Source organism: Streptomyces sp. NPDC052225 (genome assembly GCF_040679615.1).
Classification (GTDB): domain Bacteria; phylum Actinomycetota; class Actinomycetes; order Streptomycetales; family Streptomycetaceae; genus Streptomyces.
The window spans coordinates 1-16,115 of record NZ_JBFAVD010000055.1; the positions used below are offsets into that span (position 1 = coordinate 1).

14 protein-coding genes are annotated in these 16,115 nt (G+C 72.1%); 6 read left to right on the forward strand and 8 right to left on the reverse strand.

Features of this window, described 5'->3' with window-relative positions:
• Positions 1-85 precede the first annotated feature (85 nt).
• Positions 86-1,216, reverse strand: coding sequence for a TetR family transcriptional regulator (locus AB0L37_RS37875; protein ID WP_365516557.1), 1,131 nt, complete (start codon positions 1,214-1,216; stop codon positions 86-88).
• Between the two features lie 75 nt (positions 1,217-1,291).
• Positions 1,292-2,419, reverse strand: coding sequence for an XdhC/CoxI family protein (locus AB0L37_RS37880; protein ID WP_365516562.1), 1,128 nt, complete (start codon positions 2,417-2,419; stop codon positions 1,292-1,294).
• A gap of 128 nt (positions 2,420-2,547) precedes the next feature.
• On the opposite strand from AB0L37_RS37880, the gene AB0L37_RS37885 reads away from it, so the two are divergent.
• From AB0L37_RS37885 to AB0L37_RS37905, 5 genes are read left to right on the forward strand one after another with little or no spacing between them, the layout of a single operon-like run.
• On the forward strand, positions 2,548-3,408 hold the full coding sequence (locus tag AB0L37_RS37885) for a xanthine dehydrogenase family protein subunit M (RefSeq protein ID WP_365516564.1): 861 nt from the start codon (positions 2,548-2,550) through the stop codon (positions 3,406-3,408).
• A complete protein-coding gene (locus tag AB0L37_RS37890) occupies positions 3,405-3,947 on the forward strand; it encodes a (2Fe-2S)-binding protein (RefSeq protein ID WP_365516567.1) in 543 nt (180 codons plus the stop codon). Before AB0L37_RS37885 ends, AB0L37_RS37890 begins: the two co-directional genes overlap by 4 nt.
• 5 nt (positions 3,948-3,952) lie before the next feature.
• Positions 3,953-6,289, forward strand: a complete 2,337-nt coding sequence (locus AB0L37_RS37895) for a xanthine dehydrogenase family protein molybdopterin-binding subunit (protein ID WP_365516570.1) — start codon at positions 3,953-3,955, stop codon at positions 6,287-6,289.
• A 23-nt stretch (positions 6,290-6,312) separates the two neighbouring features.
• Positions 6,313-6,921, forward strand: coding sequence for an SRPBCC family protein (locus AB0L37_RS37900; protein ID WP_365516573.1), 609 nt, complete (start codon positions 6,313-6,315; stop codon positions 6,919-6,921).
• Between the two features lie 57 nt (positions 6,922-6,978).
• Positions 6,979-7,512 carry a MarR family transcriptional regulator gene (locus AB0L37_RS37905; protein ID WP_365516575.1) on the forward strand — a complete coding sequence of 178 codons (534 nt, stop codon included), beginning with the start codon at positions 6,979-6,981 and terminating at the stop codon, positions 7,510-7,512.
• A gap of 7 nt (positions 7,513-7,519) precedes the next feature.
• Here AB0L37_RS37905 and AB0L37_RS37910 read toward each other — a convergent pair whose 3' ends face one another.
• The 6 genes from AB0L37_RS37910 to AB0L37_RS37935 form a co-directional block, all read right to left on the reverse strand.
• The gene (locus AB0L37_RS37910) at positions 7,520-8,578 is read right to left on the reverse strand and encodes an LLM class flavin-dependent oxidoreductase (RefSeq protein WP_365516578.1); all 1,059 of its coding nucleotides are present in this window, start codon (positions 8,576-8,578) and stop codon (positions 7,520-7,522) included.
• On the reverse strand, positions 8,575-9,495 hold the full coding sequence (locus AB0L37_RS37915; RefSeq protein ID WP_365516581.1) for an LLM class flavin-dependent oxidoreductase: 921 nt from the start codon (positions 9,493-9,495) through the stop codon (positions 8,575-8,577). The genes AB0L37_RS37910 and AB0L37_RS37915 overlap by 4 nt, the downstream gene beginning before the upstream one ends.
• Positions 9,496-9,619: 124 nt before the next feature.
• Positions 9,620-11,233: a glycerol-3-phosphate dehydrogenase/oxidase gene (locus tag AB0L37_RS37920; RefSeq protein WP_365516584.1), complete on the reverse strand. Its 1,614-nt coding sequence runs from the start codon at positions 11,231-11,233 to the stop codon at positions 9,620-9,622.
• Positions 11,234-11,241: 8 nt separating this feature from the next.
• Positions 11,242-12,789 (reverse strand): glycerol kinase GlpK, encoded by a 1,548-nt coding sequence (gene glpK, locus AB0L37_RS37925; RefSeq protein ID WP_365516586.1) that lies wholly within the window; start codon positions 12,787-12,789, stop codon positions 11,242-11,244.
• A gap of 47 nt (positions 12,790-12,836) precedes the next feature.
• A complete protein-coding gene (locus AB0L37_RS37930) occupies positions 12,837-13,628 on the reverse strand; it encodes an MIP/aquaporin family protein (RefSeq protein ID WP_365516589.1) in 792 nt (263 codons plus the stop codon).
• 365 nt (positions 13,629-13,993) lie between these two features.
• A complete protein-coding gene (locus AB0L37_RS37935; protein ID WP_365516592.1) occupies positions 13,994-14,761 on the reverse strand; it encodes an IclR family transcriptional regulator in 768 nt (255 codons plus the stop codon).
• 245 nt (positions 14,762-15,006) lie between these two features.
• On the opposite strand from AB0L37_RS37935, the gene AB0L37_RS37940 reads away from it, so the two are divergent.
• A partial coding sequence (locus tag AB0L37_RS37940; RefSeq protein WP_365516594.1) for a homocysteine S-methyltransferase family protein occupies positions 15,007-16,115 on the forward strand: 1,109 nt, incomplete at its 3' end.

Here is a 16,115-nt window from a genome sequence, read left to right on the forward strand (position 1 = left end):
GCCCCCCCTGTAGGAGCACCACCGCCGCGCGCCCCGGCGCGGGCGCCGGTCCCCTGTGCACAGGGGACCGGCGCCGTCCGCATGTTCAGTCGCTTGTCCGGTCGCTCGTGCGGGCGGCGGCAGGGTCGGTGAGCGTGCGCCCCCACGTGCCCAGCAGCGCGCCCAGTCGACGGCGCTCGTCCGGCCGCAGGCCGTCCAGCAGGGCCCGTTCCTCGGCCCGCCGTTCCTCGGCCACCCGGTCGACCAGGTCGAGCCCGGCGTCCGTGAGCCGCAGTCGTACGACGCGGCGGTCCCGTTCGTCGCGCTCCCGCTCCAGGAGCCCGGCCCGCTCCAGCCGGTCCGCGTGCTGCGTGACGCCACCGGCCCGGACCGCGCCCGCCGCGGCCAGTTCCCCCATGGTGCGGCGGTACGGAGAGCCCGCCCGGCGCAGATCGGTCAGCAGCTCGAAGGCGGCCAGGCCGATTCCGTGCCGCTTCACGACGTGGGAGATCGCGGTGCGGTAGCGGTCGGCGCACTCGGTGAGCGCGGCGAAGACCCGGAGGTCGGCGTCCGTGGCCGGGGCGTGGCCGCCGGCCGCCGCGGGGGTGCCCGACGGGTCGGCCGCGGGGCCGATCGCCGTCGCGAGCACCTCGGTCAGCAGCGGTTCCAGGTCGGCCGTCGCCACCGACCGGGCCGGCTCGTGGGCGAAGACGTAGCGCTCCATGATGACGCCGAACAGGATGCTGCGGATCAGCCCGATCCTGGTCCGCGCCTGCGCGGCGTCGCCGAGCACGCCGGTCAGCGGCTCGGTCACCAGCCGCTCCAGGAGTTCGGCCAACTGCGCGGCGCTCGGCGGGTGGTTGAGCGCGGAGCGGATCAGCGCCGCGAGCGGGTCCTCGGCCGAGAGCCGGTCCCAGCGGTCGAGATAGGAGTGGGCGAGGGCCCGCGGCAGCCCGGCCGGATCGTTGCCCGCGTCCGCGAGCACCTGCGCCGTGACGCCGGTGCCCTCGCCGACCACCGCGCGGAACAGCCCGTCCTTGGATCCGAAGTAGGCCATGACGAGTCCCGGCGTCACCCCGGCCTCGGCCGCGATCGCGCGGATTCCGGCTCCCCGGTACCCCTGGGCGGCGAACAGGCGGCGGGCCGCTTCGAGTACGGAGCGCCGGTTCCCCTCGGGGTCGTGGGAGCGGCCGCGCCGCCGCTCGGGGGCCGGTGATGTCTCCAGTTCTGCGTCCACCCGCCCAGGTTAGTCGAGGCGCCGACCCGGTCCGAGTTTGTACGGCCGTTCAAAAAGGCGTCATCATGAGCATCTTTAAAACGAGTGTTCAAAAGTGTGGCGACCAGGGGCGGAGCTTGCCCCCGAGGGGGCGTGCACCGGCCCCGAGAGTTCCGTCAGCGGCCGCCCGCTCCCGCCCCGCCGCACCGCGACGATCTCCGCAAGGACCGACACGGCGGTCTCCTCCGGGCCGTGTCCGCCCAGATCGAGTCCGATGGGGGAGCGGAGCCGGCCGAGCGCGGCCGCGTCGAGCCCCGACTCCCGCAGCCGGACGAGCCGGTCCTCGTGCGTGCGGCGGCTGCCCATCGCCCCGACGTACCCGGCCCGGCCGCGCAGCGCCAGCGCGAGCAGCGGCACGTCGAACTTCGCGTCGTGCGTCAGCACGCACACCGCCGTCGACGCATCGACCAGGTCCGCGTGCGCGGCGAACCACCGGTGCGGCCACTCCACGACCACCTCGTCCGCCGCCGGGAACCGCGCGCTCGTCGCGAAGGCCGCCCGTGCGTCGCACACCGTCACGCGGTACCCGAGGAGCGAACCCATCCGCACCAGGGGCCGCGCGAAGTCCACCGCCCCGAACACCAGCAGGCGGGGCGCGGCGCCGAAGGACTGGACGAGCAGGTCGCGCTCCGGCCCGCAGTCCGCGCCGCCCGCCCGCACCACACCGCTCCCGCCCCGGGCGAGCAGCCCCTCGGCGGCATCGGCGGCGGCCCGGTCCAGGCGCGGGTCGCCCAGGGTGCCCGTGCGTCCCGCCGTGCCCACCGCGAGCGCGCCGGGCCCGTCGAGCGGCGTCACGAGCGCCACCGGAACGCGCGCCGCGACATCCCGCGCGACCCGCGCGAGCGGGAGCTCGCCGGTGACGTCCCGCACCACGACCTCGATCGTCCCGCCGCAGGTCAGCCCCACCGCGAACGGATCGTCCCCGCTCACGCCGTACGACTCGCGGGCCGAACCCCCGCGCCGGAGCACCTCCTCCGCGACGGCGCACACCGCCGCCTCCACGCACCCGCCGGAGACGCTGCCCACGATCCGCCCGTCCTCGGCGACCAGCATCGATGTGCCGACCGGGTGCGGAGCCGAGCCCCACGCCCCGACCACCGACGCCATCGCGAACCGGACCCCGGCGGCCTGCCAGACGGCCGCCTGCTCGATCACCTGACGCATCTCATCGGAACCTTTCGCCGGAGCCTCTTGCCAAGAAGATAGTTCAGTGTCAATCATTTCAGCTATTAGATAGCTGGACGGCTTGAGAGCCGACCGGACGGCGCCCGAGAGATCAGGTGGCAGACGGCTTGAAACCCACACCCTTCGACTACAGCGCCCCGCGCAGCGTCCCCGAGGCGCTCGCCCTGCTCGCCGACGAGGACCGCGACCCCAAGGTGGTGGCCGGCGGCCAGTCGCTGATCCCGATGCTCGGCATGCGGCTCGCCCGCCCCGGCCTCCTCGTCGACATCACCCGCATCCCCGGCCTCGACGAGCTGACCGTCGACGCGTCCGGCGCCCTGCACATCGGCGCGGCCGTCCGGCAGGCCCGCGCCGCCGCGGACCCGCTCGTCCGGCACGGCTGGCCCTTGCTCGCCGCGGCCCTCGGACACATCGGACACCCGCAGATCCGGGCCCGGGGCACGGTCTGCGGCAGCCTCGTCCACCACGACCCGGCCGCCGAACTCCCCACCGCCGCGCTGGCGCTGGAAGCCCGCTTCGTGATCGCGGGCCCGTCCGGAACCCGTACCGTCGCCGCCGAGGACTTCTTCGTCGCCACCTTCCAGACGGCCGTCGAACCCGACGAGCTGCTCACCGAGGTCGTCGTCCCGCCGTGCCGCGGGGGCTGGGCGTTCGAGGAACTCACGCGTCGGCACGGGGACTTCGCGACCATCGGCGTCGCCGTCCTCGTCGAGCGCGCGGAGGACGCCGTGCGCGCCGCCCGCGTCGTCTTCTGCGGCGCGGGCCCCACCCCCGTCCGGCTGCCCGCCGCGGAGGCCGCGCTGACCGGCACCGCCTTCGGCCCGGCCGCCCTCGACGCCGCGCGCGACGCGGTACTCACCCACCTCGCCCCGTCCGGCGACGTCCACGCGACGGCCGCCTACCGCCGCGAGGCCGCCGCCCACCTCCTCGTCCGCGCCTGCACCACCGCATGGGAGCGCACCCGATGACCGCACCGAACCCGGCGGGCGTCCGCACGCCGCCGCTCGCCGAACCCACCGGCTGGCACGAGCTGAACCTCACCGTCAACGGCACACCCGTCACCGCGCAGGTCGAAGCCCGGCTGCTGCTCAGCGACTTCCTGCGCGACCGGCTCCGGCTGACCGGCACACACGTCGGCTGCGAGCACGGCGTCTGCGGCGCCTGCACCGTCCTCGTCGACGACGAGCCCGTCCGCGCCTGTCTCACCCTCGCCGTGCAGTGCGAGGGCGCGCGGCTGCGCACCGTCGAGGGCCTGGCGCCGGGCGACGCCCCGCTCACCCCGGTCCAGCGGGCCTTCCACACCTGCCACGGCATGCAGTGCGGGTTCTGCACCCCCGGCTTCCTGATGACCGCCACCGCCCTGACCGAACAGGGCGAGCGGCCCGACGACGCCGAGGTCGCCGACGCGCTCAGCGGCCACCTGTGCCGATGCACCGGCTACCGCAACATCCGCCGCGCCGTGAGCCGTGCCCTGGACGAGACGTACACCACCGAAGGAGGGGAGTGACCCGCATGGCCACCACCTGGATCGGCCGGCCCGTCCCGCGCGTCGAGGACGACCGCCTGCTGCGCGGCGACGGCCGTTACGTGGACGACATCGACCTGCCCGGCGCCGCCGAGGCCGCCGTCCTGCGCAGCCCGCAGGCCCACGCCCGGATCGTCTCGGTCGACGTCAGCGCCGCCCTCGAAGCCCCCGGTGTCGTCGCCGTGTGGACCGGCGCCGACGTCGCCCACCTCCCGCCGCTCCTGAACAAGGAGGAGCTGCGCACCCCGCCCCGCCTCGCCGAGCTGCTCGACCCGCGCGTCGCGATGACCCCGATGCCGCTGCTCGCCGACGACAAGGTCCTGTACGTCGGACAGCCCGTGGCACTCGTCCTCGCGGACAGCCGCTACCTCGCCGAGGACGCCCTCGAACTGATCGACGTGCGGTACGCGCCCCTGCCCGTCCTCGTCGACCCGGACAGCGCCCTCGCGGACGACGCTCCGCTGCTCCACGACGACCTGCCGGACAACACCGCCGTCGCCGTCACCACGCGGGTCGGTGACCCCGAGGGCGCGTTCGCCGCCGCGCACACCGTCGTCAGCGAGGAGTTCCAGGCCCACCGCTACGTCGCCTCGCCGATCGAGACCCGTGCCGTCGCCGCCCGCGTCGACCCCTACAGCGGCGACCTCACCGTCTGGTCCAACACCCAGACCCCGCACCGGGTCCGCGAGGCCATCGCGCACACCGTCGGCGCCGACTCCGAGACGGTCCGCGTCATCGCCACCGACGTCGGCGGCGGCTTCGGGCAGAAGGGCATCCTCTACGTCGAAGAGCTGCTCATCCCTTATGCGGCACGGGAGTTGGGGCGCCCGGTGGTCTGGCGCGAGGACCGGGGCGAGAACCTCACCGCCGCCTCGCACGCCCGCGAACAGATCCACCGCATCGAACTCGCCGCCGACGCCGACGGAACACTCCTCGCCGTCCGCGACCGGATCACCGTCAACTTCGGCGCGTACAACATGACCGGCCTGGTGGTCCCGTACAACTCGCTCTGCCACCTCCTGGGCCCCTACCGGATCCCGAACGTCGACATCGACGTCGTCGGAGTCCTCACCAACACGGCCTTCGCCACGCCCTACCGGGGTGCCGGACGTCCGGAGACGGTGTTCGCCATGGAGCGGGCCATGGACCGGCTCGCCCGCCGGCTCGGCCTCGACCCCGCCGAGCTGCGCGCCCGCAACCTCGTCGGCCCGGACGACATGCCGTACACCACGGGCCTCGTCGACCGCTCGGGCAACCCCCAGTCCTACGACTCCGGAGACTTCCCCGAACTGCTGCGCAGGGCCCGCGCCAAGGTCGACGTCCCCACGACCGAGCCCGGCGAGGGCAAGTACGTCGGCGTCGGCTACGCGATGTACATCGAGGCGACCGGCCTCGGCCCCTTCGAGACCGCCCGGATCGACATCGCGCCCAGCGGCCGCGTCAAGCTCGCCATCGGTGCCCCCTCGCAGGGCCAGGGCCACCGCACGTCGATGGCGCAGATCGCGGCGGACGCCCTCGGTGTGCCCCTGGACGTCATCGACGTGGTCGGCGGCGACACCGACCGCACGCCGTTCGGTGTCGGCACCATCGCCAGCCGCGCCCTCGTCAACGCGGGCAACGCCACCCACCGTGCCGGGCGGCTCGTCCGCGAGAAGGCGCTCGACGCCGCGGCCCGCCGCCTCGGCGTCCCCGTCGCCGAACTCACCCTCGCCGACGGCGTGTTCACCACGAAGGCGCCCGAAGGGCCGACCCTCACCCTCGCCGAACTCGCGGGCCGAGCCCCGCTCCCCGGCACCCCCGAACCCACCGACGGGCGGTACGGCACCGAGCTCAGCGAGACCGTCCACTTCCGCCCGCCCGGTTTCGCGGTGGCCAGTGGCGCGCACGCCGCGGTCGTCGAGGTCGACGCACGCACGGGCGAGCTGGAGATCCTCCAGTACGTCGTCGTCCACGACGCCGGCGTCATCGTCAATCCCCTGATCGCCGAAGGCCAGGTCACCGGCGGCGTCGCCCAGGGCATCGGCGGCGCGCTCTACGAGGAGATGATCTACGGCCCCGACGGCCAGCCGCGCACCGGTACCTACATGGACTACCTCGTACCGACCTCGTCCGAGATACCCGACCTCGACATGGACGAGATCCACTCTCCGAGTCCCATGAACGACCTCGGTGTGAAGGGCCTCGGGGAGGGCGGCGCCATCGCCCCGCAGGCCGTTCTCGCGAACGCCGTCGAGGACGCCCTGCGCCCCTTCGACGTCGTCGTGCGACGCGGCCCGCTCTCGCCCAGCCGCCTCCGTGACCTGCTCCGCACCTCCACCCGCTGACACACGACAGGACGCCCCCGACCATGCAGCTCGACCACTCCTTCACCGTTCCCGCGGCCCCCGACGACGCCTGGAAGCTCTTCCACGACCTCGCCCGCATCGCCCCGTGCATGCCGGGCGCGGTCCTCGACACCCTCGACGGCGACTCCTTCACCGGCCGGGTGAAGGTCAAGGTCGGCGCGGTGCAGATGAGCTACCTGGGCGAGGGCACCGTCGCCCGCGACGACTCGGCGCGGAGCATGCGCCTCGACCTCAGCGGCCGCGAGACCCGCGGCGCGGGCACCGCGCACGCGGCCGTCACCGCGGAACTCGTCCCGGACCCGGCCGGTACCCGGGTCCGGGTCCGCACCGACCTCGACATCACCGGTCGTCCCGCCCAGTTCGGGCGTGGCATCATGACGGAGGTCGGCGACCGCATCGTGGGCCAATTCGCCGACCGGCTGGCGGAGTTGCTCAGGGCGCCGGAAGCCGCCCCGGTGGCGTCGGCCGCCGAACCGGAGGCCGTAGACCTCGGTGCCGCCGTCCTGCCGGTGCTGCTGCGCAAGGCCGCCGCCCCGGCCGCCGCCGTCCTCGCCGCGGTGGTCCTGATCCGCGTCCTCGGCCGACGCCGGACGCGATCGCTTCAGGGGTAGAATTTTCAGGGGCGTACGACTTCACGCTCCACCCGTGAGACGTGCGAGGGGGCGACAGTGGCCGAGCGGAAGCCGGTGCGGCAGGACGCCGTGACACAGATCGTGGCGGACTGGGCGCGGGAGCGGCCGGAACTGGACACCTCGCCCCTGGAAGTCCTGGCCCGCCTGCACCGATCGTTCCTGCGGTACAACACCCGGCTGAACGCGTCGATCGAGCGGCACGGCCTGTCCGTCGCCGGGTTCGACGTGCTGACCGCGCTGCGCCGCTCGGGCAAGCCCTACCGGCTCACCGCGGGACAGCTCGCCGACTCCGGCCTCGTCTCCTCCGCCGGCGTCACGCTGCGCATGGACCGTCTGGAGAAGGACGGCCTGATCGTGCGTGAGCGCGACGCCGACGACCGCCGTGTCGTCTACTCGCGCCTCACCGACGCGGGCCTCGCCAGGGTCGACGAGGTGTTCGCCGAGCACCTCGACAACGAACGCCGGATGCTCGCCGGCGTCTCGCCGTCCGAGCGCCGTCAACTCGCCCGTCTGCTCGGCAAGTTGGAGCACTCGATCGTGAACTCGGACGACCTGGAGGGCGAGGACTGACCGGAGCTCACTCCCACAGTGAGCTCGGCGCCTCCCGCCGCACCACCGGCGCGATCTCCTCCGCGAACCGCTGCAAGGTCTCCACCTGCTCGCTCGTGCCCTGCCCGAAGGCGTCCACCGTCACCGACTGCAGCGCGTGCCGGTACACCTCGTGGTACCCGAGGATCTTGTCGATGATCTGCTGCGGCGACCCGATGAGCTGCGGACCGTCCGCGACGGCCTCCTCGATCGTGCGGAACGGGGTGTTGTAGCCCGCCCTGCCCTCCAGGTGCGGCTTGAAGGACTGGGCGACCTTCGCCTCGTACAGGTCCCGGTAGCGCGCGAGGGCCTGCTCGGGCGTGTCCGCGATGAGCAGCCCTCCCGACCCCGCCGCGACGTGCGCCTTGGCCGGGTCGTGCCCGTACGCCTCGAACCGCTCCCGGTAGTGGTCGATGAGCTTCGCGTACGCGGCCCGCGGCTGGATCGCGTTCGCCGTGAAGAGCGGATCGCCGTGCCGGGCGGCCAGTTCCGGGGAGTTGAGGGAGGTCGCCGAGCCGTGCCAGACGCGGGGGAGACCCGCGTACGGACGCGGCACCGTCGTCACCCCCTTCAGGGCGGGCCTGAACTCCCCTTCCCAGTCGACGCCTTCCTCCGTCCACAGCCGGCGCAGCAGCTCGTACTTCTCCTTCTGGAGGTCCCACTGGCGCGCCTCGTCGAGCCCGAACAGATCGAAGTGGCCCGCCTCGGCACCCTTGCCGATCACCAACTCGACGCGCCCCCGCGAGAGTTGGTCCAGCGTCGCGTAGTCCTCGGCGACCCGCACCGGATCGAGGATCGCGACCACGGTGACGCCGGTGAGCAGCTTGATCCGGTTCGTACGGGCGGCCAGCGCGCCGAGCACCACGGTCGGACTCGACGACAGGAACGGCCCGGCATGCCGCTCGCCCACCGCGTACGCGTCGAAGCCGAGCTCCTCCGCCGCGACCCCGACGTCGACGACCTGCGCCAACCGGTCCGCGGGGGAGGGCAGTGCACCGGTCAGTGGGTGCGGGGCGTGGCCGATGATGGACAGGACCTGGAACTTCACGCCGCCACCTCCGTCAGGCCCAGGTGCCCGCGCAGCGTCCGCGTCCCGTACGCGTCCGGGAGCAGTCCGCGCCGGACCAGTTCGGGCACCGCCCGGTCCACGAGCGCGTACACGTCCTGCGGTACGGAGACGGGGCGGATCCGGAAACCGTCGGCGCCGCCCTCGCGATGCCACGCCTCCAGATGGTCCGCGAGCCCTTCGGGGGTGCCGGTGAACAGAGCGGCGTCGGACTCGAACTCGCCCAGGGCGGCGCGCCGTTCGGCCGCCTCGGTGTCCGTCGGGGCGAGCAGCACGTGCAGATCGGCGAGCACCTTGAGGGCGCGGCCCTCCTCGGCCGCCAGGGCGTCCACCTCGGAGCGGATGCGGCGCAGCCCCGGTACGTCGAACGGAGTGACCAGGACGACGTCGGCACGCCGGGCCGCGAACCGGTACGGCACGGTGTCGTGCGCGAGCGAGATCAGCGGCGGTCTGCCCTGCGGCGCGGCGCCCGAGCTGTCCCACTCCGCCGCGACCCGGCCGGTGAACTCCGCGGCCTGCTCGAAGAGTTCGGCCACGAGGGTGTCGCCCTCCGGCGTGCCGAGCACCTTCAGGATCCGGTCGTGCTCGATGTCGTCCGCCGCGATCCGGGGCCGCACTCCGGCCCGGCCGCCGCTGACCAGATCGAGCGTCGCGTAGCGGGCCGCGTACCCGGCGGGCTGCCCGAGCACGGGACCGAGCGGCACGAGACCGATGTGCGTCGTCTCCCGCGCCGCGAGCGTGAGCAGCACCGTCGAGTCGAGCCTGCCGGGACCGTCCTCCACGCTCACGAACGCGATCCGGGCCGCCTCCGCGCGGCGCACGAGACGGACGAAGTCGTCGGGGCCTTGGCTCGGATCGCCCGTGAGCGCGAGCCCGAGAAGGAAGGGGTTCTGAGGCATGTCCCCACTGTCACCCGCGGGCGTTGCGGGCGTGTGTACGCGGCATGGCAGCGCCCCGGGACAGCCGAGAGGGGCGGCTCCCCCCGTGGGAGCCGCCCCTCAAGTTCCGTAGAAGCAGACGGAGTTACTTCTTGTCGAGCACGTCCTGCACCTTGCCGCGCACCTCGTCGGAGGCGAGGCCGCGGATCGTCAGCGTCGTGCGGCGGCGCAGCACGTCGTCGGCCGTCTCGGCCCACTCGTGGTCGCGGGCGTACACGACCTGCGCCATGATCTCCGGCGCGTCCGGGTGGACCCGCTCGCCGAGCTCCGGGTTCTCGTTGGCGAGGCGCGCGATGTCGAAGGCCAGCGAACCGTAGTGCGTCGCCAGGTGCTTCGCGGTGTCGGCGGCCATCCGCGGGCCCGGCGCCGGGCTGTCGACGAGAAGGCGGTGCGCGACGGCGCGCGGATTCGCGACACCCGGCAGCGGCAGCCGCTTCGGCAGCTCCTTGATGGGCTCGAAGTCGTCGCCGAGCGGGTGGCCCGGCAACGACTCCAGCTTCTGCATGACCGTACGGCCGATGTGCCGGAAGGTGGTCCACTTGCCGCCCGCGACGGACAGCATCCCGCCGCGGCCTTCGGTGACGACCGTCTCCCGCTTGGCCTTCGACGTGTCGCCGGGCCCGCCGGGCAGCACCCGAAGACCCGCGAACGCGTACGTCATCAGGTCCCGCTTCAGCTGCTGGTCCCGTACGGAGAAGGCCGCCTCGTCGAGGATCTGCTCGATGTCCTTCTCGGTGACCGACACGTCCGCCGGGTCGCCCTCGTACTCCTCGTCGGTCGTACCGAGCAGCAGCATGTCCTCCCACGGGAGGGCGAAGGTGATGCGGTACTTGTCGATGGGGGTGGCGAGCGCGGCCTTCCAGGGGGAGGTGCGCTTCATGACCAGGTGCGCGCCCTTGGACAGGCGGATGGAGGGAGCCGCGTTCGGGTCCTCCATCTTGCGCAGGTGGTCGACCCACGGGCCCGTCGCGTTCAGCACGAGGCGCGCGGTCACCCCGAACTCGTCGCCGCTCGTGCGGTCCTTGAGGTCGGCGCCCGTGACGCGGCCCCGGGTGAAGCGCAGGCCGGTGACCTCGGCGTGGTTGAGGACGACGGCCCCCGCGTCGACGGCGGCGCGCACCGTCATCAGCGCCATGCGCGCGTCGTTCATCTGGTCGTCGCCGTACACGGCCACGGCCTTCAGGTTCTCCGTGCGCAGCTCCGGTACGTCCTGCTGCGCCTTGGAGGGGGAGAGCAGGTGCCCGACCCCGTCACCGAACGCCGACAGCGCGCTGTACGCGAACACACCCGCGCCCAGCTTGGCCGCGCCGTGCGGGCCGCCCTTGTACACGGGCAGGTAGAAGGTGAGCGGGTTGGCGAGGTGCGGGGCCACGTTGCGCGACACCGCACGCCGCTCGAAGTGGTTCTCCGCGACCAGCTTCACCGCGCCGGTCTGCAGGTAGCGCAGACCGCCGTGGAGCAGCTTGGAGGACGCGGAGGAGGTGGCGCCGGCGAAGTCGCCGGCGTCGACCAGGGCCACCCTGAGACCGGACTGCGCGGCGTGCCAGGCAGTGGAGATGCCCAGGATGCCGCCGCCGATGACCAGGAGGTCGTACGTCGCCTTGGAAAGCTGCTCGCGGGTCTCGGCGCGGCTCGGGTTGGAGCCGGCGACCGGGTGCGTTCCGAGGGCAGGCACGGTCTGCAGGGTGGGGGTACTCATCTGGGGTCTTACTCCTCGACAGAGCTGTCTTCGAGCCAGCCCATGGACCGTTCGACGGCCTTGAGCCAGTTCTTGTACTCACGGTCGCGGATGTCCGCGTCCATGCGGGGGGTCCACTCCGCGGCCCGGCGCCAGTTGGCACGCAGGTCGTCGGTGGAGGACCAGAAGCCGACGGCGAGACCGGCGGCGTAAGCGGCGCCGAGGCAGGTCGTCTCGGCGACCATCGGACGCACCACGGGCGCGTCGAGGAAGTCCGAGAGGGTCTGCATCAGCAGATTGTTGGAGGTCATGCCGCCGTCGACCTTGAGCGCGGTCAGCTCGACGCCGGAGTCCTTCGTCATGGCGTCGGTGATCTCGCGGGTCTGCCAGGCGGTGGCCTCGAGCACGGCACGCGCGATGTGCGCCTTGGTGACGTAGCGGGTCAGACCCGCGATCACGCCGCGCGCGTCCGAGCGCCAGTACGGGGCGAACAGGCCGGAGAAGGCGGGCACGAAGTACGCGCCACCGTTGTCCTCGACCGAGGAGGCGAGGGTCTCGATCTCCGCGGCCGACTTGATCAGGCCCATCTGGTCGCGCATCCACTGCACCAGCGAACCGGTGACGGCGATGGAACCCTCGAGCGCGTAGACCGGCTTCTGGTCACCGATCTGGTAGCCGACCGTGGTCAGCAGGCCCGAGTACGAGTTGATGGCCTTGTCACCGGTGTTCATCAGCATGAAGGTGCCGGTGCCGTACGTGGACTTGGCCTCGCCCTCGGCGAAACAGGTCTGGCCGAACAGGGCCGCCTGCTGGTCGCCGAGCGCGGAGGCGACGGGGATGCCGCCGAGCACGTCGCCGAGCTTGCCGCCGGTGACCTCGCCGTAGACCTCGGCGGAGGAACGGATCTCCGGAAGCATGTTCATCGGCACGCCGATGGAGGAGCAGATGCGCTCGTCCCACCGCATCTCGTGCAGGTTCATCAGGAGGGTGCGCGAGGCGTTGGTGACGTCGGTGACGTGCTTGCCGCCGTTGACACCGCCCGTCAGGTTCCAGATGACCCAGCTGTCCATGGTGCCGAAGAGGATGTCGCCCGCCTCGGCGCGCTCGCGCAGGCCCTCGACGTTGTCGAGCAGCCAGCGGGCCTTGGGGCCCGCGAAGTACGAGGCCAGCGGCAGGCCGGTCTCGCGGCGGAAGCGGTCCTGCCCGACGTTGCGGCCGAGCTCCTTGCAGAGGGCGTCGGTGCGGGTGTCCTGCCAGACGATGGCGTTGTGGACGGGCTCACCGGTGTTCTTGTCCCAGAGCAGCGTCGTCTCGCGCTGGTTGGTGATGCCGATGGCCTTGATGTCGTCGCGCGTGATGCCGGCCTTGGTGATGGCCCCGGCGACGACCTCCTGGACGTTGGTCCAGATCTCGTTCGCGTCGTGCTCGACCCAGCCCGGCTTCGGGAAGATCTGCTCGTGCTCCTTCTGGTCGACCGAGACGATCCGGCCGTCCTTGTCGAACACGATGCAGCGGCTGGACGTGGTGCCCTGGTCGATCGCCGCGATGAAGGGTCCTGCGGTGTGTGCGTCGGTCACGGTGTGCTCCTGGTCGTAACAGCGGTGGTCGGTGTCGGTCGCGTCGCTCAGAACAGCTTGTAGATGAGGCCGGCGAGCGCGCCGCCGATGAGCGGTCCCGCCACCGGAATCCACGCGTACGACCAGTCCGAACCACCCTTGTTGGGCAGCGGGAGCAGCGAGTGGACGATGCGGGGGCCGAGGTCACGGACCGGGTTGATCGCGTAACCGGTGGGGCCGCCGAGCGAGAGGCCGATACCGACGACGACCAGTGCGGTGATCAGGGCGCCGAGCGTGCCCAGGCCGTTGCCGCCGTCGTTCAGGCCCTGCGTGAGGATCGCCAGGACGAGCACGATCGTGGCGATGATCTCCGTGAGGAGGTTCTGCACCGCGTTCCGGATCTCCGGGCCGGTGGAGAAGATGCCGAGCACCGGGCCGGCCTTGGGAGCGGCCTTGGGGTCGACCATGCCCTCCTCACCGTTGCCCGCGTGGGCCTTGAGGACGTCCTCGTCCGTGAGGTGGGCCTGGAACTGGCCGTAGTAGGTCAGCCAGACGAGCACCGCGCCGATCATGGCGCCGAGGAGCTGCGAGGCCAGGTAGAGCGGTACGTCGCTCCACTTGGTGCCGCCCTCGATGGCGAGGCCTATGGTGACCGCCGGGTTGAGGTGGGCGCCGGAGACGCCGCCCGCCAGGTAGGCACCGGTCAGGACCGCGAAGCCCCACCCGAAGGTGATGGCGAGCCAGCCGGCGTTCTGCGCCTTGGAGCGCTTGAGCGTGACGGCGGCGCAGACGCCACCGCCCAGCAGGATGAGTACGGCGGTACCGATGGTCTCGCCGAGGAAGATGTCGTGGCTGGACACCCGCGACTCCTTTGTCCTTCGTCCAGGGGAAAACCCGAGTACGAACCCCCGGGTCCCTTTCCGGTGGTCCGAGCCCCCACAGGAGGGGCGGGTTGCGGCCTGGCCTGTCGCCACTCTAGCGCGTATTGCCGGTAGGTGTTCGACAATGCCGACCGATGGACGCGAGTCTCGCTCTGTGGTTACTCGCTCGTCAAGGGTTGTGTTATCGAAAGCACGATCGTTATTGATCGTTTCCGGTTATCGCCCGCCGGGTGTGCCGGGGGCGTCCCCCGATGGTCGCGCGGAAAGGTGCCACCTGCACCTTGAACGGCGAAAGCCCCGCTCGGGAGCGGGGCTTGGGAGTGGCGGATGCGGCGCGGGTCCGGTCAGAACCGACTGGCGCCCAGGTCACGGGAGACCGCGCGGGCGCAGTCCCGTACGGCGGCGATGAGTTCGGGCCGCAGCTCGCCGTCCTTGGTGCACACCCGCTCCACGGCGCCGGTCACACCGACAGCGCCCACTGGCATCCGGTGCCGGTCGTGGATCGGTGCCGCGACGGACGCCACGCCCTCCCACGTCTCCTCGACATCGGCGGCGTACCCGCGCGCGCGGGTCAGATCGAGCACCGACTCGAAGTCCGCGATGTCACACACCGTTCGCGCCGTGAACTCCTTGCGTTCGGCCTCGACCACCTCGCTGTGCGCGACCGGGTCGTACGCCGTGATCACCTTGCCGAGGGCGGTCGAGTGCAGCGGCTGCATCGCCCCGACCTCCAGGACCTGCCGGCTGTCGTCGGGCCGGAATACGTGGTGCACGATCAGCACGCCCTGCTGGTGCAGGACGCCGAGATAGACGGCCTCGCCGCTGGAGCGCGCCAGGTCGTCGGTCCACACCAGCGCCCGCGCGCGCAGCTCGTGCACGTCGAGATAGCTGTTGCCCAGGCGCAGCAGCTCCGCGCCCAGCTGGTAGCGCCCGGACGGGGCGTCCTGCTCGACGAAGCCCTCGGCCTGCAACGTGCGCAGGATGCCGTGGGCCGTGCCCTTGGCGAGGCCAAGGGCGGAGGCGATGTCGGAGAGGCCGAGCCGCCGCTCACCGCCCGCGAGGAGCCGGAGCATCGCCGCGGCCCGTTCGAGCGACTGGATGTTGCGTGCCATCGCAGTCCCTTCCTCCCTCGGTTCTCTCACCGTGCAACGTTCGGCAATGACGAACAGTATCGGTCGTTGCCGACCTCCTGCGAGCGCGGCGTGCGCCAATATTTCCACCCGTTTCCTTTCGGCCACACCGTTCCGGCCCGTGGACGCCTTCACGGGAGGACCTTGGTCCCGGCTACCCTGACCGGGTGCGCCTCCAGGAGTGGAGCCGCAAAGCCGACAGCCGTCGCACCTCAGGGAGCTCTTTCATGGCCTCGTTGCCAACGCCCGCATCCGATTCCCGCGCCCGTGTGGACGCCCTCCGTGAAGCCCTCGCCACCCGTGTCGTGGTGGCCGACGGCGCGATGGGCACCATGCTCCAGGCCCAGGACCCCACCCTCGAGGACTTCCAGAACCTCGAGGGCTGCAACGAGATCCTGAACGTCACCCGCCCCGACATCGTGCGGTCCGTGCACGAGGCCTACTACGCCGTCGGTGTGGACTGCGTCGAGACGAACACGTTCGGTGCGAACCACGCGGCACTGGGCGAGTACGACATCGCCGAGCGTGTCTTCGAGCTCTCCGAGTCCGGCGCCCGCGTGGCCCGCGAGGTGGCGGACGAGTTCACCGCGTCCACCGGCCAGCAGCGCTGGGTCCTCGGCTCCATGGGCCCCGGCACCAAGCTGCCCACCCTGGGTCATGCCCCGTACACGACGCTGCGCGACGCCTACCAGCAGAACGCCGAGGGTCTGATCGCCGGCGGCGCCGACGCGCTGCTCGTCGAGACGACGCAGGACCTGCTCCAGACGAAGGCCGCGCTGCTCGGCGCCCGCCGCGCCCTGGATGCCACCGGCACGAACCTGCCGCTGATCTGCTCGGTCACCGTCGAGACGACCGGCACCATGCTCCTCGGTTCCGAGATCGGCGCGGCGCTCACCGCCCTGGAGCCGCTCGGCATCGACATGATCGGGCTGAACTGCGCGACGGGCCCGGCCGAGATGAGCGAGCACCTGCGCTACCTCTCCCGCCACTCGCGCATCCCGATCTCGGCGATGCCGAACGCCGGTCTGCCGGTCCTGACCAAGGACGGCGCCCACTACCCGCTGACCGCGCCCGAACTGGCCGACGCCCAGGAGACGTTCGTCCGCGAGTACGGCCTCTCGCTCGTCGGCGGCTGCTGCGGCACGACGCCCGAGCATCTGCGCCAGGTCGTCGAGCGCGTCCGGGGCGCGCAGCCCACCCCGCGCGACCCGCGTCCCGAGCCGGGTGCGGCTTCCCTCTACCAGACGGTGCCGTTCCGTCAGGACACCGCGTACATGGCGATCGGTGAGCGGACGAACGCGAACGGGTCGAAGAAGTTCCGGGAGGCGATGCTGGA

Bases quoted from the DNA above. Each gene is read 5' to 3' on its own strand.
- AB0L37_RS37895 (WP_365516570.1), top strand. From the start codon at position 3,953: ATGGCCACCACCTGGATCGGCCGGCCCGTCCCGCGCGTCGAGGACGAC.
- AB0L37_RS37880 (WP_365516562.1), bottom strand. From the start codon at position 2,419: ATGCGTCAGGTGATCGAGCAGGCGGCCGTCTGGCAGGCCGCCGGGGTC.
- AB0L37_RS37890 (WP_365516567.1), top strand. From the start codon at position 3,405: ATGACCGCACCGAACCCGGCGGGCGTCCGCACGCCGCCGCTCGCCGAA.
- AB0L37_RS37900 (WP_365516573.1), top strand. From the start codon at position 6,313: ATGCAGCTCGACCACTCCTTCACCGTTCCCGCGGCCCCCGACGACGCC.
- AB0L37_RS37915 (WP_365516581.1), bottom strand. From the start codon at position 9,495: ATGCCTCAGAACCCCTTCCTTCTCGGGCTCGCGCTCACGGGCGATCCG.
- AB0L37_RS37935 (WP_365516592.1), bottom strand. From the start codon at position 14,761: ATGGCACGCAACATCCAGTCGCTCGAACGGGCCGCGGCGATGCTCCGG.
- AB0L37_RS37920 (WP_365516584.1), bottom strand. From the start codon at position 11,233: ATGAGTACCCCCACCCTGCAGACCGTGCCTGCCCTCGGAACGCACCCG.